Source organism: Janibacter sp. CFPM2_SD2 (genome assembly GCF_057364645.1).
Window position 1 is genome coordinate 1 of the sequence record NZ_JBNFOF010000005.1, and the last position, 17,480, is coordinate 17,480.

Genomic DNA, 17,480 nt, shown 5'->3' on the forward strand with positions numbered 1-17,480 from the left:
GAGGTCCTGGACGGTCGTCTGCGGCCCGGTCGCGAGGACCTCGAGTGCCCGCGTCCCGGCCCCGGCCCGGGCCGCCGTCCCGGTCACCGCCCCGGTACTCACGACGACACCTCGACGTAGCGCACCGTCGTGCCGGGCACGAGCAGCGCCGGGGGCTCGCGGCCGATGTCCCACACCTCGAGCGTGGTGCGGCCGATCAGCTGCCAGCCTCCCGGGGACTCGCGCGGGTAGACGCTCGCGAACTCGCCGGCGATCGCCACGGACCCGGCCGGCACGCGCGTGCGGGGGTTGTCGCGTCGCGGCACCCGCAGCCGCTCGTCCCCGCCGATCATGTAGCCGAAGCCGGGCGCGAAGCCGCAGAAGGCGACGGTCCACGGAGACCCGGTGTGTGCCTCGATGACGCCCCGCTCGCCGAGCCCGGTGATCCGACCCACCTCGGCCAGGTCCTCACCGTCGTAGACGACCGGGATCTCCACCTCACCCGTCGTGGCCCGCTCGTGGCTGCCGACGGTGACGCCCGAGACCTGCCGCGAGATCCGCTCCACGTCGGTCGCCCTCGGGTCGATCGTCACGAGCAGCGTCGACGCGGCCGGCACGAGGTCGATGACCCCCTCGGGCAGGTCCTCGTCGAGCTGGGCGTAGAGCGAGAGCACCTCGTCGAGGTCGCCGAGCTCGACGAGCAGCGCGGTGTCACCCGCGGGCATCAGCCTCATGCCGCCCCCAGGGCGAAGGGAGTGAGCCGCACCCCGGCATCCTCGAGCCCGGCGCGCACACGCCGGGCGATCTCGACCGCACCGGGGCTGTCGCCGTGCACGCACAGCGACCCGGCGGGGGCCGGCACGACGCTGCCGTCGACGGCGACGACCTCTCCCTTCGTCGCGATCCGGATGCACCGCTGCGCGATCTCGTCGGGGTCGTGGAGCACGGCGCCGGCCTCGCGTCGCGAGACGAGGGTGCCCTCGGGAGTGTACGCCCGATCGGCGAAGGCCTCGCCGACCGTCGTCAGGCCGGCCTCGCCGGCCAGCCGCAGCCAGGCCGAGCCGGGCAGGCCGAGGACGGGCAGCGTCGGGTCGTACTGCACGACGGCGGCGACGACCGCGGCCGCCTGCTCCTCGTGGTGCACGATCGCGTTGTAGAGCGCGCCGTGCGGCTTGACGTAGCGCACCCGCGTCCCGGCGACCCGGGCGAAGGCCTCGAGCGCCCCGATCTGGTAGAGCACGTCGTCGGTGAGCTCGGCCGGCACGACGTCGATGAAGCGGCGCCCGAAGCCGGCCAGGTCGCGATAGCCGACCTGGGCCCCGATGGCGACCCCGCGCGCCGCCGCGCCCTCGCAGCTGTGCCGCAGCACCGACGAGTCGCCGGCATGGAATCCGCACGCGACGTTGGCGCTCGAGACCACCTCGAGCATCGCGTCGTCGTCGCCGAGGGTCCAGCGGCCGAAGCTCTCACCGAGGTCGGCGTTGAGGTCGATCTGCATCATCTGCTCCTGTCGTCGTACGTCGTGGTCGGTCCCGGGACTCACTGCTCCCAGAGGTCGACGATCCCGCTGAAGGACTCGTAGCCGAGGTAGATCGTCAGCAGCCACACGACGAGCCCGACGTAGGCCAGGACCTTGGGGTAGCGGTAGCCGCCGAGCAGGTCCCGCCGCATGAGTGCCACCCAGATGAGGATGCCGAAGCCGAAGGGGAGGATGAGGCCGTTGAGCGCACCGGCGAGGACGAGCAGCGTCGCCGGGGTCTGCCCGAGCGAGAGGTAGATGGCTGCGGAGAAGACGATGAAGCCGATGACGACCCACTGGGCGTGCCGCTTGATCGTCTCGCTGAAGGTCGTCAGGAAGCTCACCGAGGTGTACGACGCCCCGATGACGCTCGTGATGCTCGCGGCCCAGAGGATGACACCGAAGATGTGCAGCCCGACCTTGCCGAGTGCCGACTCGAAGGCCACGGCCGGAGGGTTGTCGACCCCGACGAGGTTCACGCCACCGACGACGACTCCGAGGATCGCGAGGAAGAGCAGTGCACGCATGACGCCGGTGACGAGGATGCCGGTGATCGAGCCGCGGCTGATCTCGGCGACGCGCTCGGGGCCGGTGATGCCGGAGTCGACGATGCGGTGGGCGCCGGCGTAGGTGATGTAGCCGCCGACGGTGCCGCCGATGAGGGTGGTGATGATGAGGAACTCGACCTTGTCGGGCATCACGGTCTGCTTGAGCGCCTCGCCGTAGGGCGGCTCGGTCGCGACGGCGGCGTAGGCGACCATCGCGATCATCAGCACGCCGAGGACGACGACGATCCGGTCCATGGCCACGCCGGCGCGCTTGCTGACGAAGATGCCGATGGCGACGAGGGCGGAGATCGCACCGCCGATCTTGGCGTCGACGCCGAGCATCGCGTTGGCGCCCAGCCCGGTCCCGCCGATGTTGCCGATGTTGAAGACGAGCCCGCCGAAGACGACGAGTCCGGCGAGGACGTAGCCGAAGCCGGGGATCACCTTGTTGGCGAGGTCCTGGGCGCGCAGGCCGGAGACGCCGATGACGCGCCAGACGTTCAGCTGCACGGCGATGTCGACGATGATCGAGATGACGATCGCGAAGGCGAAGGCTGCGCCGAGCTGCGCGGTGAAGACGGTGGTCTGGGTGATGAAGCCCGGGCCGATCGCGCTGGTGGCCATGAGGAACATCGCCCCGAGGAGCGCGCCCTTCGTGGCCGTGGCGGCCGTGCCGGGGGGCGGCTTCACCGATCCGGCGTCGTGGGTGTCGGGACTGGGAGCCTGCGTCATCGGGGTTCTCCTGTCGCTCACGGGACCACCTCAGTGTGCTCCCGATCAGCCAACGTAGCGATTGTTCAACAATCCCGCAATACCCCTATCGGCTAGAGTCGCCGCAGACCGGTGACGAAGGGGTGAGCGGGATGGCGGACGACTGGGTCGCGGCGCTGGAGGCGCAGCGAGAGCAGATGGAGCGCGCGAGTGCGACCGACAAGGTCGCCGATGCACTGCGGACGCGGATCACCGAGGGCGATCTGCGCCCGGGGGTGCGGTTGTCCGAGGAGCGCATCGGGCGAGCGCTCGGCGTCTCCCGCAACACGTTGCGCGAGGCCTTCCACCTCCTCGGTCACGAGGGTCTCGTCGTGCGCGAGTTCAACCGCGGCGTCTTCGTCCGCTCCCTGGGGGCCGACGACGTGCGTGACCTCTACGCCTTTCGTCAGGTCCTCGAGACCGCCGCGATCCATCGGCTGGCCGAGGGCGGCGGTGACCTCTCCGGTGTCCGCGCGGCCGTGGACGAAGGGGGTCGCGCCGCAGCTGACGAGGACTGGCGGGCACTGGGCTCGGCCAACATGCACTTCCACGCCGAGCTCACCGCGCTGGCGGGCATCCGGCGGCTCGACGACGCGATGCGCCAGGTCCTCGCGCAGATGCGTTTGGTCTTCGCGACGATGGACGACCCGCGCACCTTCCACCAGCCCTACCTGGCGCACAACCGCGAGCTCGTCGAGCTCCTCGAGGCCGGTCGGTGGGCCGAGGCGGAGCAGTCGCTGCTCGCCTACCTCGCGACGGCCGAGAGCCAGCTCCTCACGGCCATGGCCGCCTGAGCGGCGGACCCGGTTTGCCGCCGCGCGCGGCTGGGTAGGCCCCCTTCGTCCCGACGACGAAGGAGCACCGATGATCGAGGCAGAGATCTCCCGACGAGCCGCGCAGATGGCCGACGGGCCGCAGGGGGGCTTCGCCGCCCAGCAGCAGCAGCTCCCGGGCGTGACCCGGGAGATGGACCCCGTGCCCGACCACGGTGATGACAGCTGGGTGGGCGCCCAGCGGCTGCAGGGTGCGCGGCCCTCATCACCGGGGGCGACTCCGGCATCGGCCGAGCCGTGGCCATCGCCTTCGCCCGGGAGGGCGCCGACGTGGCACTGGGCTACCTGCCGCAGGAGCAGGATGACGCCGAGATGACGGCCGACTGGGTCGAACGGGCGGGCCGCACGGCGGTGCTCTGCCCGGCGGACATCAGTGACCGCAGTGCCTGTGACGAGGTCGTCACGGCTGCGGTCGACGGTCTGGGTGGGCTCGACGTCCTCGTCAACAACGCCGGGGTGCAGATGGCCCGCGACGAGGGCCTCGAGGACATCAGCGACGAGCGCATCGACCGGGTGCTGCGGACCAACCTGCACGCGCTCTTCTGGCTGACGCGCGCGGCGCTGCCGCACCTCGGGCGGGGTTCGAGCATCATCAACGTCAGCTCGATCCAGGCCTTCGAGCCCTCGACGTCCCTGCTCGACTACGCGGCGACCAAGGCGGCGATCAACAACTTCACCGTCAACCTCGCTGCCGAGGTCGGGTCCCGGGGCATCCGGGTCAATGCCGTTGCCCCGGGACCGATCTGGACACCGCTCCAGCCGGCCACCCAGAGGAGGGAGAAGATCGAGGCCTTCGGTGCGGACACCCCCTTGGGCCGTGCCGGCCAGCCAGCCGAGGTGGCCGGGGCCTTCGTCTTCCTCGCCTCCCCGCGGGAGGCGAGCTATGTGTCGGGCACGGTGCTCGGCGTGACCGGCGGCAAGCCGGTCTTCTGACGGGGTCAGGCGGGCGCGGAGCCCCGAGCCCGCGCCGCGCGGCTGCGCACCGCGAGGAAGCCACCTCCGACGAGTGCGGAGACGAGCGAGCCGAGCAGCACGCCGATCTTGACGTGCTCGTCGGCGACGCTCGCGGCGCCGTAGGCGAGCTCGCCGACGAGCAGCGAGACGGTGAAGCCGACACCGGCGACGAAGCCCATGCCGATGATGTCCGGCCAGCGCAGCGACTCGTCGAGCTGGAAGGCCGGCAGCCGGCTCAGCAGGAAGGTCGTGGCGGTGATCCCGATCGGCTTGCCGAGGAAGAGCCCGGCGATGATGCCGAGGGTGATCGGGTCCTGCATGGCGGTGCGGAAGCCGTCGAGCCCACCCACGGTGACCCCCGCCGAGAAGAAGGCGAAGACCGGCACGGCGACCAGTGTGGTGAAGACACCCCACTGGTCGGCGAGGTAGGCCGTCAGGCCGTCGTAGACCGGCGTCCCGTCATCGTCGGTCGAGCTCTGCACGCGCGCCCGCTCGCTGGCGACGACGGGCACGGTGAAGCCGAGCAGCACGCCGGCGACCGTGGCGTGGATTCCGGAGGCGTGGACCAGAGCCCACATGAGGACGCCGAGGGGGACGAGCAGCCACCAGGAGATGACGCCACGCTGGACGAGCAGCGCGAAGAGGGCGAGCGGCACGAGCGCGAGCAGCAGCCACTGCAGCTGCAGGCCCTGGGTGTAGACCACCGCGATGACCGTGATGGCGATGAGGTCGTCGACGATCGCCAGGGTCAGCAGGAAGACCCGCAGGGCCGGTGGCAGGAAGCGACCGACGACGGCGAGGACGGCGACGGCGAAGGCGATGTCGGTCGCGGTGGGGATCGCCCAGCCCCGCAACGCGCCCTCGGAGTCGGACGCGATGGCGATGCCGGCGAAGACCAGCGCGGGCACGACGACACCGCCGACGGCTGCGGCGATGGGCAGCGCGGCTTGCCGCGGGTTGCGCAGCTTGCCGGCGACGAACTCCTCCTTGAGCTCGAGGCCGACGACGAAGAAGAAGATCGCGAGCAGGCCGTCAGCGGCCCACTCACCGATCGTCAGGTCGAGGTGCAGCGCGTGCGGGCCGACGGTGAAGTCGCGGACCGCGGTGTAGAGATCAGCGGCGGGAGTGTTGGCCAGGAGGAGGGCGACGACGGTCGCGCCGAGCAGGAGCGCTCCGCCGACGGCGTCGCTCTGCGCCGTGGCGTGCACACCGCGCCACAGCTCGTGGGGAGCCAGACGGCTCGTGGTTCGGGGGGTCTGGGACATGCGTGACGACCTTGTCTTGCGAAGGGAGGTGGGCTGGTGGCGCCGTGTGGCGCGTCAGCCGCTCGGCGGCGGGCAGCCGGCGATCTCCCCGTGGGCATTGGTGCCCCACGTGCTGATCCAGCCATTGGTCCCGGGATGCCGCACCGTGCGCATGTGCGCGCGCATGCGCGCCGCCTCCGCGAGGAGGCGGGGCTGCGCGGCGGTGCGCGACTCGGGACCGGTCACAGGCTGAGTCTAGGGATGGACGAAGGGAGGTGACCGGCGGGCTCGCCGCGGTCACCTCCCTTCGCGCTGCTGCCGTGCGTCAGCGGCCGCAGGCGTCCATCGCTGCCTGCTCCTCGGCGATCGCGTCGGAGCCGAAGTCCTCCGGCTCGGACTCGGGGATGTCGGTGCCGTGGAGCGAGGCGCCGGCAGTCTCCTTGACGAAGAGCATCGCGATCATGCCGATGACGCAGGCGCCCATCATGTAGGCCGCGGGGAACTCGAGGAAGCCGGTGGCGTCGACGGCCGCCTCGTTGATCGTGCCCGCGGTGCCACCGAAGGCCGCCGTGAAGACGTTGTACGTCACGGCGAAGCCGGCGAACCGCACGTGGGCGGGGAACATCGCGGGGAAGGTCGCCGAGATCGTCGACAGCTGCGGGATGTAGAGCAGGCCGAGGACGGCGAAGCCGACCACCGCGCCGACGAAGCCGGTGCCCATGAGGAAGTACATCGGCAGCGCGAAGACGAAGAGGCCGATGAGCGAGAACCACCACATCGGCCGGCGGCCGGTGATGTCGGAGAAGTGGCCGCAGAAGGGCAGGATCAGCATCATCAACAGCTCGCCGACGATGATGACGATGAGCGACTCGTTGTCGCCCAGACCGATCTTGGTCTGCAGGTAGGTCGGCATGTACGTCAGCAGGGTGTAGTTGACGACGTTGAGCGGGATGACCAGACCGGCCATGGTCAGCATCGGCTTCCAGTACTCGACCATGAGGTCACGCAGACCCTTGGTGGCCGACTGCTCGCTCTCTCCGGCGTCCTCGAGGTCGGCATAGACGGGCGTCTCGTCGAGCTTGGAGCGCAGGTAGAGGCCGATCGCGCCGAGCGGCCCGGCCACGAAGAAGGGAATGCGCCAGCCCCAGTCCTCCATGGCGGCCTCGCCCAGGACGAGCTGCAGCACGAGGACGACGGAGGCACCGAGCGCGAAGCCACCGAGCGTGCCGAACTCGAGGAAGCTGCCGTAGAGGCCGCGGCGCTTGTCCGGGGCGTACTCGGCCATGAAGGTCGCGGCGCCGCCGTACTCACCACCGGTCGAGAAGCCCTGGATGAGACGCAGGATGATCAGCAGGATCGGCGCGCGACGCCGATGGTCTCCGCGGTCGGCAGCAGGCCGATGCAGAAGGTCGCGGCCGACATCATGATGATCGTCATCGCGAGGACGCCCTTGCGACCGAGGCGGTCGCCGAGCGGGCCCCAGAAGAAGCCGCCGAAGGGGCGGGCGATGAAGGACACGGCGAGGGTGGCCATCGTCAGCAGCGTGGCGTGCTCGCCCGGGAAGAAGTGTGTGCCGATGTAGGTCGCGACCACCGCGTAGGCGCCGTAGTCGTACCACTCGGTGGCATTGCCCATCGCCGAGGCGGCGACGGCCTTGCGGATCGTCCGTCGGTCCGGCAGGTCCTCGAAGGCCGTGGCGCCGGATGCGCCTTCGGCAGCCGGATCACCAGCCGTGCTGTGCGTGCTCATGGATCTCCTTGGGTTGATCTTTTCCGCGCCGGGGCGCGGCTTGGCACGTCTCCCGACGTTACGTAGATCCACTCCGTGTCGCCATTCGAAACGCCGTGACCAGGGGTGGAGCGGTCTCTCAGGTCCCGGACCCCGGGGCGCGGCCACCGACGACGAAGGGGAGGACCACGAGAGATCCGAGGACGAGCAGGGTCATGGCGCCACCCACCGCGAGCGCCGCGGCCCGTCCGACCACGACATCGAAGACGAAGGTCGCGATCCCGGCGACGAGCAGCGAGACGAGGCCGAGGACGACTCGGGCAATCGCGTGCCCGGCGGCGACGACCCGGTCCTTGCGGCGCCATCTGAAGACCCGTCGGTGGATGGCTATCGGCGCGACGAGCGCGGTCGTCGTGGCCGTCGCGAGGAGGACGAGCGCGAGGTAGAGGCCGCGCTGGAAGGAGTCCAGGTCGGCGAAGGCCGACTGGAAGGGCAGGGTCAGAAGAAAACCCCCGAGCACCTGCACCCCGGTCTGCAGGACGCGGAACTCCTGCAGCAGGTCGTTCCAGTTGCGGTCGGCCCGTTCCGCGGGAGTCTCGTGGCGGTCACCGTCCCCGGCGTGCACGTTCATCACCCCATCTTGCCCCGGGGGGACGACGCATGGGGGCAGCGGTGCCGGGTAGGGGCAGGGGACACCCGAATCTGACGACAGGAGCAGAGCATGACGTCCGCAGACGAGCAGGCCACACGCAGCATCGCAGTACTGGTGGCGCAGGAGGGCATCGAGCAGGTCGAGCTCACCGGCCCGTGGAAGGCCTTGGTGGAGGGCGGCTGGGACCCGGTGCTCATCGCCCCTGACGCCGGCGAGGTCCAGGCCTTCGAGCACCTCGACCGCGCCGACACCTTTCCGGTCGACCGCACGGTCGCCGACGTGACGGTTGGGGGGTTCGCCGGACTGCTGCTCCCCGGAGGCGTGGCCAACCCCGACGCGTTGCGCACCGACACCGCGGCGGTCGACCTCGTGCGCGAGTTCGTGGAGGGGGGACGACCGGTCGCGGCGATCTGCCACGCGATCTGGATGCTCGTGGAGGCGGACGTCGTCCGGGGGCGGACCGTCACCTCGTGGCCGAGTCTGCAGACCGACGTGCGCAATGCCGGCGGCACGTGGGTGGACCAGGAGGTGGTCACCGATGGCTCGCTCGTGACGAGCCGCAAACCCGACGACCTACCGGGCTTCAATGCCGCGGTCCTCGACGTGCTGGCTGCGGTCGGCTGAGCGAGCTGGCCGCGCTGCCTGGCCCGGCGAGGTGGTGACCCGGCAGAGGGCATCCGCCGAGACGACCGGGAGGCGGTACTCGTCGCGGAGCACGTCCAGGGCCAGCTCGTGCAGCTCGGGTCGGTGCGAGGCGATGGCGTCGCGCACGAGCACGACCTCGAGATCGGCGGCAAAGGCGTGGGCTGCGGTGAGGTACACGCACGTGTGCGTCGAGACGCCCACGAGGACGACCGCCTGGACGGCGAGTTCGTCGAGGACGTCGGTGAGTGGCGTGCCCACGAAGGCGTCGTCGCGCGTCTTGACGACTCGCACGGCCCGGGACAGGTCGAGCTCCGCGATCGTGGCGGAGTGGGCATCGCCTTCGAAGAGGAAGCCCTGATCGTCCTCGCACATGGTGGTCGTCCACGTCGACCGGTCGCGCTGGTGCTCGGTGACCACCGAGACCACGGGCAACCGCTCGGCGTGGGCCCAGCACAGCACCTGACGGCAGCGGGTGACGACGGCGTCCCGGCACGCGGCGAGTGCGAGGTCCTCGAAGAAGGCCTCCTGCAGGTCGATGGCCAGCACGGCCGTGCGCTCGAGGGGTGCACGCCACAGGGCGTGATCGGGCAGTGGCCCAATCGTCGGTGTGTCCATGGGGCCCGTGTACCCCGCAGGGAACCGAACATGCTGCTCTCGCGCATGCCGACCGCCTGCGAGGGTAGGACCGGTCCACGTGACCACGAGAGGAGCACGCCGTGCCCGAGCGAACACCAGGACCGAGCGTCAAGGACGAAGAGCTCTACGAGGAGCTGCGTGACGACGGGGCAAGCAAGGAGAAGGCGGCGAGGATCGCCAACGCCGCGGCCAACAGCTCACGCTCCGACGTGGGTCGACGCGGCGGTGAGTCCGGGTCGTACGACGACTGGACCGTCGACGAGTTGCGCGATCGCGCCCGAGAGCTCGGGATCGAGGGGCGTTCGTCGATGGACAAGGACGACCTGATCGACGCCTTGCGCCACCACTGACCCGTCCGACCCGGGACATGGCGAAGGGGGCGGACCGCTGGGGTCCGCCCCCTTCGTCCGGCCGAAGCCGGGGGAGTGCTCAGTCCTCGGTGAGGACCGGGTAGACGCCGTTCTCGTCGTGGACCTCACGGCCGGTGACCGGGGGGTTGAAGACGCACGCGCAATGGATGTCCTCCTCGACGGTCACGGTGTGCTTGTCCGCGTCGTCGAGCATGTACATCACGCCGGGCTCGAGGACGTACTCCTCGCCGGTGTCGCGGTCGAGCAGCGTGCCCTTGCCCTGGTAGACGTACACGGCCTCGACGTGGTTGGCGTACCAGAACTCCGAGGACGTCCCCGCCTTGAGGATCGTGATGTGGAAGCTGAAGCCGACCTTGTCCTTGGCGAGCACCATGCGGCGGCTCTGCCAGTTGCCGTGGGTGACGTCGTACTCGGTGCCGTCGAGGTCGTTGACGTTGAGGACCTTCATGCGGATCTCCTTGTCTCGTGGTGCAGTTCGGGTGGGCGAAGGGGGGATCAGGCTGCGGTGCGAGCAGGTGCGCCGAGCACCTCGCGCGCGGCGTCCTCGAGCTGGTCGAGACCGGCCGCCATCTCCTCCTCGGTGATGGTCAGCGCGGGCATGACCTTGACCGCCTCGCTGTCGGGACCGGAGGTCTCGACGAGCAGCTTGCGGGCGAAGGCCGCCTTGGCGATCTTCTCGGCGACCTCGTGGTCGGCGAAGGCGACGCCGGCCAGCAGCCCGCGGCCGCGGACCTCGCTGCCCTCGGCGAGCCCGGCGAGGACCTCGAGCCGCTCACGCAGCTGGGCGGCGCGGTCGGCGATGTTGCGCTGCAGCGCATCGTCGGTCCAGTAGGTGCGCAGCGCGGTGGTCGCCGTGACGAAGGCCGGGTTGTGGCCGCGGAAGGTGCCGTTGTGCTCGCCCGGCTCCCAGTCGTCGACCTCGGGCTTCATCAGGGTCAGCGCCATCGGCAGACCGTAGCCGGAGATCGACTTGCTGATCGTGATGATGTCCGGGTCCAGGCCGAAGGGCTCGAAGGAGAAGAAGGTGCCGGTGCGGCCGCAGCCGGCCTGCACGTCGTCGATGATGAGCAGCACGCCGTGCTCACGGCACAGGTCCTGCAGCTCCTTGAGCCACTCACCGCGGGCGGCGTTGAGCCCGCCCTCGCCCTGGACCGTCTCGACGATGACGGCGGCCGGCAGGTTGTGGCCGGAGCCGCTGTCGGCCCAGATCCGCTTGAGCCAGGCGAAGTCGGAGGTCTCGCCGACGATGTAGTCGTCGTAGGGCGCGGACGTCGCGTGGTAGAGCGGGGTGCCCGCACCGGCCCGCTTGAAGGCATTGCCCGTCACGGCCAGCGAGCCGAGGGTCATGCCGTGGAAGGCATTGGTGAAGGATACGATCTCCTCGCGGCCGGTGGCCTTGCGGGCCGTCTTCAGCGCCGTCTCGACCGCGTTGGTGCCGGTCGGTCCGGGGAACTGGATCTTGTGGCTCATCCCGCGCGGCTCGAGGATCACCTCGGTGAAGGTCTCGAGGAACTCACGCTTGGCGACGGTGTGCATGTCCATCGAGTGGGTCACGCCGTCCCGGGAGACGTAGTCGACCAGGGCCTGCTTGAGCACGTCGTTGTTGTGCCCGTAGTTGAGCGCGCCGGCGCCGGAGAAGAAGTCGGTGTAGACCTCGCCGTCCTCGGTCGTCTGGTAGACGCCCTTGGCGGTGTCGAAGACGACGGGCCAGTTGCGGCAGTAGCTGCGCACCTCGGACTCGCGCTCGGTGAAGATCTGCGTGGCGGGGTGGGTCATGTGGGGGTCCTTCCTCGAAGGGGGAGTGTGGCGGGGCTGTCGTTGGGGCCGGGTCAGAACGGTCCGATGCGGTGCAGCACCTCCGGGTCGTGCCCTTCGTCGGGGAAGTGGGCCTTCACGAAGAGGTCGGTCTCCTCGTGCTGAGCGTCACGGGTGCGGGCGAAGCGGGCGAAGAGCGCCCGGGAGGCCCCGTTGTCGTCCGTGATCGTGGTCTCGAGCATGGTGACGCCGGGGACGTGCTCGGCGAGGTGGTCGAGCATGCGGCCGGCCAGCCCGTGGCCTCGCTGGTCGGCGTCGACGGCGACCTGCCAGACCATGAGCGTCTCGGGGGAGTCGGGGCGGAGGTAGCCGCTGACGAAGCCGACGACGGCACCGTCGCGCTCGGCGACGACGCTGGTCGCGGCGAAGTCCCGTGCCCACAACAAGTAGGCGTAGGAGCTGTTGAGGTCGAGGGTCTGGCTGTCCCTCGCCACGCGCCACATCGCGCCACCGTCCTGGACGGTCGGCGGGCGCAGCACGAAGGGGGACGGCTCGGTCGTGGGGGTCGTCTCGTCGGGGGCGGTCACCTCGTCGAACATAACGTGACCATTTCCAAGATCAAATCGAGTCCCGTCTCAGGTGGCCAGATCCGTTGCGCCCCAAGGGATCTGGCGTGTTCGTGATCCGGACCACCTCGCCACCGGCGGGTCGGGGGAGTGGCGGTGGTCACCCCCTTCGTCATGGCAGCGAGGCGGCCATGCGCTCGACGGCCGCGGTGATGATCTGCGGCGAGGCGGCGAGGTTGAGCCGGGCCCAGCCCTCGCCGGCGCCGAAGGGGAGGCCGGAGCTCAGGGCGACCCTGGCGTGCCGCTCGAAGTGTCGCGCCGGGTCCTCACCGAGACCGAGCTCGCGGAAGTCCAGCCAGGCGAGATAGGTCGCCTCGACCGGCTGCCACCGCACCAGCGGCAGGTGCTCGCGGAGCAGGTCGGTCAGCAGGCCCCGGTTGGCGTCGAGGTCCGCGACGAGGTCGGCCAGCCATGGGCGGTCCTGCTCGAGGGCGACCCGGTGCAGTCGGACCGCGAGGTGGCTCGTCGTGTAGCCCAGACCCTCCGGCAGCGCCGCGAGGAGGTCCCCGGCGGCGCCGCCGCCGGCGATCCCGGCCGCCTTGACCCCGGCGAGGTTCCACCCCTTCGCCGCGGAGATGACCGACAGCCAGCCTTGCGCCTCGGGGACCGCGAGTGCGGGGGTGAAGCGGGCGCCCGGCAGCACGAGCGGGGCGTGCACCTCGTCGCACGCGACGGAGACGCCGTGGCGATCGGCGACCTCGGCCACGGCCCGTAGCTCGTCGGCCGTGTGGACCACTCCCGTGGGGTTGTGGGGGCTGGCGAGGAGCAGGGCCCCACGGCCGTCGCGGCCGAAGGCCTCGTCGAGGGCGGCGGCGTCGAGCCGACCCTGCGGGCTCAGCGGCACGGTCACGAGGCGGCGGCCGAGTTCGCCGACGATCGCGTGGAAGGGCGGGTAGACCGGCACAGTGACGTAGACCGGGTCGCCGGGCTCGGTCATCGCGCCGACGGCGGCCGTCATGCCGCTCATGACGTCCGCGGCCGGTCGCATCCTCTCGACCGTGACGTCCGCGCCGTGCCCCACGTAGAAGTCGGCCAGGGCCTCGAGGTAGGGCCCGTTGACGGGGTATCCGGTGTCCCCGTCACGCGCGATGCGGGCCAGCTCCTCGGCGACGCCGGGCGCGGGCATGACGTCCATCTCGGCGATCCAGAGGGGCAGGACGTCCTCGGGGTACTGGCGCCACTTCAGGCTCGTGCGGCGTCGGCAGGTGGCTTCGTCGAGGGTGAGCAGACGTCGGTCCATGGGACCACTCTGGCACCGCCCCGGCGTGGTGGGCTGTACTGGATCCCGTCCGACATCTACGGTCTCGGGGGCACCCGACCCGCGCACGAGAGGAGCAGCGAGTGCGACCTGACGCACCCGACGGCGCACGCCGTCCTGCTCCGGCGCGGATGAGCGAGGAGGACCTCGGCGAGGACGAGGTGGACTACGCCGACGCCTCGGGCGTGGCCCACCCCGCGCGGCGGCGTGACGCCTCGATGACGCTGCTCACGTCGATGCTCGAGCGGCCGCTCGACCCCGGCTACGCAGCTGCGGCGGAGCAGCGACGGGCCGCCGGCCTGCCGGACTCCAGCGGGACGCGCCGGCCCATCCTGCTCGTGTGGCTGCTCATCATCGGCCTGGTCATCGGCGTGAGCACCGCCGCCCTGCGGGACCGCGACGGCACCCGGGCCCAGGCACGTGCCGAGCTGATCCAGCAGATCGAGGACCGGCAGTCCGACGTCGACTCCCGGGACAAGCGAGCCCTGGAGCTGCAGCGCGAGATCGACCGGGCGACCGCCCGCCTCGACCCGGACCTCGTGGGCACCCAGCAGGCCGAGCTCGACGCCCTGCGCGTCGCGAGCGGGCTCGTCGCCGTCGACGGGCCGGGGCTGCGGATCACGCTCGACGACGCACCCGGCGGCGACACCAGCGCCGACGGCAACCCGCGCACGAGCGTGAGCAACGAGGGGCGGGTGCAGTCCAAGGACATGCAGCTGATCACCAACGGCCTGTGGGACGCGGGCGCCGAGGCGATCAGCATCAACGGCCAGCGGCTCACCTCGCGCACCGCGATCCGATTTGCGGGCGAGGCGATCCTCGTCAACTTCCGCCCGCTCACCCGGCCCTACACGATCGAGGCCATCGGTGACTCCACCGACATGCAGACCCGCTTCGCCGAGGGCGCGGCCGGCTCCTACCTCACGGGGCTGAGCAGCAACTACGGCATCCAGACCTCGCTGACGACGCAGGAGGAGCTCCACCTGCCCAGCGCCGTCAACGTCAGCACCCGTGAGGCCACGGTCGTCCCGCAGGGACGGACCGCACCCCGGGTGACCCCACTGAAGAAGGAGACCTCGTGATCCCCGCCCTCGGACTCGTGGCCGGGATCGTGCTCGGCCTCGTCCTGCAGCCCGACGTGCCCGTCTGGCTGCAGCCCTACCTGCCGATCGCGGTCATCGCCGCCCTCGACGCCGTCTTCGGTGCCGTGCGGGCGACGCTCGACGGGATCTTCGACGACAAGGTCTTCGTCGTCAGCTTCCTGTCCAATGTCGTCGTCGCCGCCTTCATCGTCTTCCTGGGCGACCAGCTCGGTGTCGGCTCCCAGCTGTCCACCGGTGTCGTCGTCGTCCTCGGCGTGCGGATCTTCTCCAACGTCGCCTCCATCCGCCGACACCTCTTCAAGGCATGACCAGCACCCCCAGCACTCCCGAGACCCCCGACGAGTCCGAGCCCACGAGCGAGGCGCAGACGGCGAAGGGGGAGCCGCCCGCGTCCGAGGCGACCCCCGAGGCCACGACGCCGAAGGGGGAGCCGCCCACGTCGTCGGCTGCCGCCGCGGCCCCGACCAGTGCGTGGCGCCGGGTCCACCTCATGGCCAGACCACGGGCCACGCGGGCCAACGCCTTCGCGCTCCTGCTGGCGTGCCTGCTCGGCTTCGCGATCGCGACCCAGGTGCGCCAGACGCAGTCGCAGGGCCTCGAGGACCTGCGGCAGGACGAGCTCGTGCGGATCCTCGACGACGTGACGCAGAACGGCAACCGCCTCGACGACGAGATCGCCGAGCTCGAGTCGACCCGTGACGGTCTCGCCACGAGCGAGGGCAACTCGCCGGAGGCGATCGCTGCCGCGCAGGAGCGCGCCGACACGCTCGGGATCCTCGCGGGGACCGAACGTGCCACCGGCCCGGGCATCACCCTGACGATCGAGGACCCCGACGGCGGGGTCGATGCCGCCACCCTCCTCGACACCGTGCAGGAGCTGCGCGATGCGGGGGCCGAGGCGATGCAGGTCGACGACGTGCGCATCGTCGCCAGCACCTGGTTCCGCGACGACGCGGACGGAGTCATCGCCGACGGCGCCTCCCTGGAGCGTCCGTACACCTTCACGGTCATCGGTGACCCGCAGACGATGAGTTCTGCGATGGAGATCCCCGGAGGCGTGTCGGAGTCGGTGCGCAGCAAGGGAGGGGAGGTGACGATCCGCGAGTTCTCGACGATCAACGTCGAGGCATTGCACACCGATTCGTCGCCTCGTTACGCTCAGCCCGTCCCGGAGCCGACCGACGGCTCGAAGTGATCCGGGCTCGACGAGGAGAGAGATGACCGACGCGACCTACCCCGAGGACCTGCGGTACACGAGCGACCACGAGTGGGTTCGTGAGAGCGGAGCGGGCGTCGTCCGCGTCGGCATCACGCACTACGCCCAGGACGCGCTCGGCGACGTGGTCTACGTCAGCCTGCCGGCGGTCGGCGACGCGGTCGAGGCGGGGGGCTCGTGCGGTGAGGTCGAGTCCACGAAGTCGGTGAGCGACCTCTACGCGCCCCTGGCCGGGACCATCACCGCGGTCAACGACGCGCTCGACGCGACCCCCGAGCTGGTCAACTCCGACCCCTACGGCGAGGGCTGGATGTACGAGCTCCAGCTCGCCGACGGCACCGACACCTCGGGCCTGCTCGACGCCGCGGCCTACGCGGCCGAGATCGGCTGACCACACCGCACCACGGTGACCGGCACCGAGTGGTGCCGGTCACGTAGGCTTGACCACGGACACACAGGAGGGAGCGCTGGATGAGCGGCAACGACCACGACCAGCCCGCACGACAGGACCCGGCGACGCAGCAGTTCACCGGGGCGGAGGTGGGCCTGCCGGCCGACGCGCCGGACTCGGACTATCACCTCACCCGCGACGAGCAGGCGACCGTCGACGCGCTCAACCCCGGCACGGCGCTGCTCATCGTGCTGCGGGGGCCCAACACCGGGGCGCGCTTCCTCCTCGACGACGCCGAGGTGACGACCGGGCGCGGCCCGGACAGCGATATCTTCCTCGACGACGTCACGGTCTCGCGCAAGCACGCGGTCTTCGCCCGTGACGGCCAGGGCTACGGCGTGCGCGACGTGGGCTCGCTCAACGGCACCTACGTCAACAAGGAGCGCATCGACCAGGCGACGCTCCGCACGGGCGACGAGGTCCAGATCGGCAAGTTCCGGCTGGTCTACTACGCCAGCTCCGCCAGCTGACGTTGCCCGGCGACCGCATCGGGATCGGCGCCCTGATCGAGCGGCTGGAGGGCGACTTCCCCGACATCTCGATCAGCAAGGTGCGCTACCTCGAGAGCGAGGGGTTGGTCTCTCCGGAGCGGACGGCCTCGGGGTACCGCAAGTACTCCGAGGACGACGTCGACCGGCTGCGCTTCGTGCTGACGGCGCAGCGTGACCGCTTCTGGCCGCTCAAGGTGATCCGTGAGCGGCTCGACGCCCACGACCGTGGCCTCGACGTCGCCGACGACGGGGCGGTCGTCGCCCCGTCGTCCGACAGTGGCGACAGTCAGCCGACCACCACCGGACGGCTGGCACCCGCCGACCGGGGTCGCCCCCTTCGCCTCACGGCCATCGAGCTGCAGCACGCCGCCGACATCGACACCGGGACCTTCCGCGAGCTCGTCGCCTACGGTCTGCTGCCCAAGCAGCGTGACCACTTCGACCGCAGCGACCTCGAGGTCGCCCGGGCCTGCGGGGCGCTCGTGGCGGCCGGGATCGACGTGCGGCACCTGCGCCCCTTCAAGAGCGCGGCCGAGCGCGAGGTCGGTCTGGCCGAGCACGTCCTGGGCCAGCAGGCGCTGCGGGGCCGTGCCGCGGATGCCGTCGGTCTCGACGACGAGACCGTGCGGCGGCAGGTCGTCGAGGACTGCCTCGAGCTGCACCTGGCGCTCGTGCGCCGCGGCCTCGCCGACGGTGCCTGACCGCTCCTCCCGGTGGAGGG

General features: G+C 70.8%; 22 protein-coding genes and 1 pseudogene. 10 read left to right on the top strand and 13 right to left on the bottom strand.

Annotated features, from left to right (window positions below; genetic code table 11):
• Nucleotides 1-98: 98 nt before the first annotated feature.
• Genes AC2W7J_RS00915 through AC2W7J_RS00925 form a run of 3 tightly spaced genes read right to left on the bottom strand, consistent with a single transcriptional unit; the run spans nucleotide 99 to nucleotide 2,778 of the window.
• The gene (locus tag AC2W7J_RS00915; RefSeq protein WP_485981012.1) at nucleotides 99-704 is read right to left on the bottom strand and encodes a 5-oxoprolinase subunit B family protein; all 606 of its coding nucleotides are present in this window, start codon (nucleotides 702-704) and stop codon (nucleotides 99-101) included.
• Between the two features lie 5 nt (nucleotides 705-709).
• The gene (locus AC2W7J_RS00920; RefSeq protein ID WP_485981014.1) at nucleotides 710-1,480 is read right to left on the bottom strand and encodes a LamB/YcsF family protein; all 771 of its coding nucleotides are present in this window, start codon (nucleotides 1,478-1,480) and stop codon (nucleotides 710-712) included.
• Nucleotides 1,481-1,518: 38 nt separating this feature from the next.
• A complete protein-coding gene (locus AC2W7J_RS00925; RefSeq protein WP_485981047.1) occupies nucleotides 1,519-2,778 on the bottom strand; it encodes an NRAMP family divalent metal transporter in 1,260 nt (419 codons plus the stop codon).
• A 131-nt stretch (nucleotides 2,779-2,909) separates the two neighbouring features.
• On the opposite strand from AC2W7J_RS00925, the gene AC2W7J_RS00930 reads away from it, so the two are divergent.
• Together AC2W7J_RS00930 and AC2W7J_RS00935 are read left to right on the top strand one after the other, a co-directional pair.
• Nucleotides 2,910-3,590, top strand: coding sequence for a GntR family transcriptional regulator (locus AC2W7J_RS00930; protein ID WP_485981015.1), 681 nt, complete (start codon nucleotides 2,910-2,912; stop codon nucleotides 3,588-3,590).
• Between the two features lie 70 nt (nucleotides 3,591-3,660).
• Nucleotides 3,661-4,562 (top strand): annotated as a pseudogene (locus AC2W7J_RS00935) (SDR family oxidoreductase).
• Between the two features lie 5 nt (nucleotides 4,563-4,567).
• Here AC2W7J_RS00935 and nhaA read toward each other — a convergent pair.
• From nhaA to AC2W7J_RS00960, 5 genes are all read right to left on the bottom strand, one after another.
• The gene (nhaA, locus tag AC2W7J_RS00940) at nucleotides 4,568-5,848 is read right to left on the bottom strand and encodes a Na+/H+ antiporter NhaA (protein WP_427802899.1); all 1,281 of its coding nucleotides are present in this window, start codon (nucleotides 5,846-5,848) and stop codon (nucleotides 4,568-4,570) included.
• A gap of 54 nt (nucleotides 5,849-5,902) precedes the next feature.
• Entirely contained in the window at nucleotides 5,903-6,073 is a 171-nt protein-coding gene (locus AC2W7J_RS00945; RefSeq protein WP_255186243.1) for a hypothetical protein, read from the bottom strand.
• A 79-nt stretch (nucleotides 6,074-6,152) separates the two neighbouring features.
• Nucleotides 6,153-7,232: an MFS transporter gene (locus AC2W7J_RS00950; protein WP_485981049.1), complete on the bottom strand. Its 1,080-nt coding sequence runs from the start codon at nucleotides 7,230-7,232 to the stop codon at nucleotides 6,153-6,155.
• Entirely contained in the window at nucleotides 7,175-7,576 is a 402-nt protein-coding gene (locus tag AC2W7J_RS00955) for an MFS transporter (RefSeq protein ID WP_485981017.1), read from the bottom strand. The genes AC2W7J_RS00950 and AC2W7J_RS00955 overlap by 58 nt, the downstream gene beginning before the upstream one ends.
• Before the next feature lie 118 nt (nucleotides 7,577-7,694).
• Nucleotides 7,695-8,186 (bottom strand): DUF6328 family protein, encoded by a 492-nt coding sequence (locus AC2W7J_RS00960; RefSeq protein WP_255186245.1) that lies wholly within the window; start codon nucleotides 8,184-8,186, stop codon nucleotides 7,695-7,697.
• 90 nt (nucleotides 8,187-8,276) lie between these two features.
• Between AC2W7J_RS00960 and AC2W7J_RS00965 the strand changes: the two genes are divergently transcribed.
• On the top strand, nucleotides 8,277-8,831 hold the full coding sequence (locus AC2W7J_RS00965; RefSeq protein WP_485981019.1) for a type 1 glutamine amidotransferase domain-containing protein: 555 nt from the start codon (nucleotides 8,277-8,279) through the stop codon (nucleotides 8,829-8,831).
• Here AC2W7J_RS00965 and AC2W7J_RS00970 read toward each other — a convergent pair.
• The gene (locus AC2W7J_RS00970) at nucleotides 8,781-9,467 is read right to left on the bottom strand and encodes a cysteine hydrolase family protein (RefSeq protein WP_485981020.1); all 687 of its coding nucleotides are present in this window, start codon (nucleotides 9,465-9,467) and stop codon (nucleotides 8,781-8,783) included. The two genes, AC2W7J_RS00965 and AC2W7J_RS00970, sit on opposite strands and share 51 nt — an antisense overlap.
• Nucleotides 9,468-9,568: 101 nt before the next feature.
• On the opposite strand from AC2W7J_RS00970, the gene AC2W7J_RS00975 reads away from it, so the two are divergent.
• The gene (locus AC2W7J_RS00975; RefSeq protein WP_255186248.1) at nucleotides 9,569-9,838 is read left to right on the top strand and encodes a DUF7218 family protein; all 270 of its coding nucleotides are present in this window, start codon (nucleotides 9,569-9,571) and stop codon (nucleotides 9,836-9,838) included.
• Between the two features lie 79 nt (nucleotides 9,839-9,917).
• Here the strand turns inward: AC2W7J_RS00975 and AC2W7J_RS00980 are convergent, their stop codons facing one another.
• The 4 genes from AC2W7J_RS00980 to AC2W7J_RS00995 all read right to left on the bottom strand — a co-directional run bounded on the left by AC2W7J_RS00980 (nucleotide 9,918) and on the right by AC2W7J_RS00995 (nucleotide 13,480).
• A complete protein-coding gene (locus tag AC2W7J_RS00980; RefSeq protein WP_072624544.1) occupies nucleotides 9,918-10,307 on the bottom strand; it encodes an ectoine synthase in 390 nt (129 codons plus the stop codon).
• A gap of 47 nt (nucleotides 10,308-10,354) precedes the next feature.
• A complete protein-coding gene (gene ectB / locus AC2W7J_RS00985) occupies nucleotides 10,355-11,635 on the bottom strand; it encodes a diaminobutyrate--2-oxoglutarate transaminase (protein WP_485981021.1) in 1,281 nt (426 codons plus the stop codon).
• Between the two features lie 53 nt (nucleotides 11,636-11,688).
• Nucleotides 11,689-12,201, bottom strand: a complete 513-nt coding sequence (gene ectA, locus AC2W7J_RS00990) for a diaminobutyrate acetyltransferase (RefSeq protein ID WP_485981022.1) — start codon at nucleotides 12,199-12,201, stop codon at nucleotides 11,689-11,691.
• A 151-nt stretch (nucleotides 12,202-12,352) separates the two neighbouring features.
• The gene (locus AC2W7J_RS00995) at nucleotides 12,353-13,480 is read right to left on the bottom strand and encodes a MalY/PatB family protein (protein WP_485981024.1); all 1,128 of its coding nucleotides are present in this window, start codon (nucleotides 13,478-13,480) and stop codon (nucleotides 12,353-12,355) included.
• Nucleotides 13,481-13,581: 101 nt separating this feature from the next.
• Here AC2W7J_RS00995 and AC2W7J_RS01000 point away from each other — a divergent pair, with 101 nt between their 5' ends.
• The 6 genes from AC2W7J_RS01000 to ftsR all read left to right on the top strand — a co-directional run bounded on the left by AC2W7J_RS01000 (nucleotide 13,582) and on the right by ftsR (nucleotide 17,460).
• Nucleotides 13,582-14,580, top strand: coding sequence for a DUF881 domain-containing protein (locus AC2W7J_RS01000; RefSeq protein WP_421008247.1), 999 nt, complete (start codon nucleotides 13,582-13,584; stop codon nucleotides 14,578-14,580).
• Nucleotides 14,577-14,909: a small basic family protein gene (locus AC2W7J_RS01005; protein WP_130629221.1), complete on the top strand. Its 333-nt coding sequence runs from the start codon at nucleotides 14,577-14,579 to the stop codon at nucleotides 14,907-14,909. Before AC2W7J_RS01000 ends, AC2W7J_RS01005 begins: the two co-directional genes overlap by 4 nt.
• Complete coding sequence (locus tag AC2W7J_RS01010; protein WP_485981027.1) at nucleotides 14,906-15,796, top strand: DUF881 domain-containing protein; 891 nt, start codon at nucleotides 14,906-14,908, stop codon at nucleotides 15,794-15,796. The genes AC2W7J_RS01005 and AC2W7J_RS01010 overlap by 4 nt, the downstream gene beginning before the upstream one ends.
• Nucleotides 15,797-15,818: 22 nt before the next feature.
• A complete protein-coding gene (gcvH, locus tag AC2W7J_RS01015; RefSeq protein ID WP_255186254.1) occupies nucleotides 15,819-16,208 on the top strand; it encodes a glycine cleavage system protein GcvH in 390 nt (129 codons plus the stop codon).
• A gap of 80 nt (nucleotides 16,209-16,288) precedes the next feature.
• A complete protein-coding gene (locus AC2W7J_RS01020) occupies nucleotides 16,289-16,738 on the top strand; it encodes an FHA domain-containing protein (protein WP_255186255.1) in 450 nt (149 codons plus the stop codon).
• A gap of 2 nt (nucleotides 16,739-16,740) precedes the next feature.
• Nucleotides 16,741-17,460 (top strand): transcriptional regulator FtsR, encoded by a 720-nt coding sequence (gene ftsR / locus AC2W7J_RS01025; RefSeq protein ID WP_485981029.1) that lies wholly within the window; start codon nucleotides 16,741-16,743, stop codon nucleotides 17,458-17,460.
• Nucleotides 17,461-17,480: the final 20 nt, after the last annotated feature.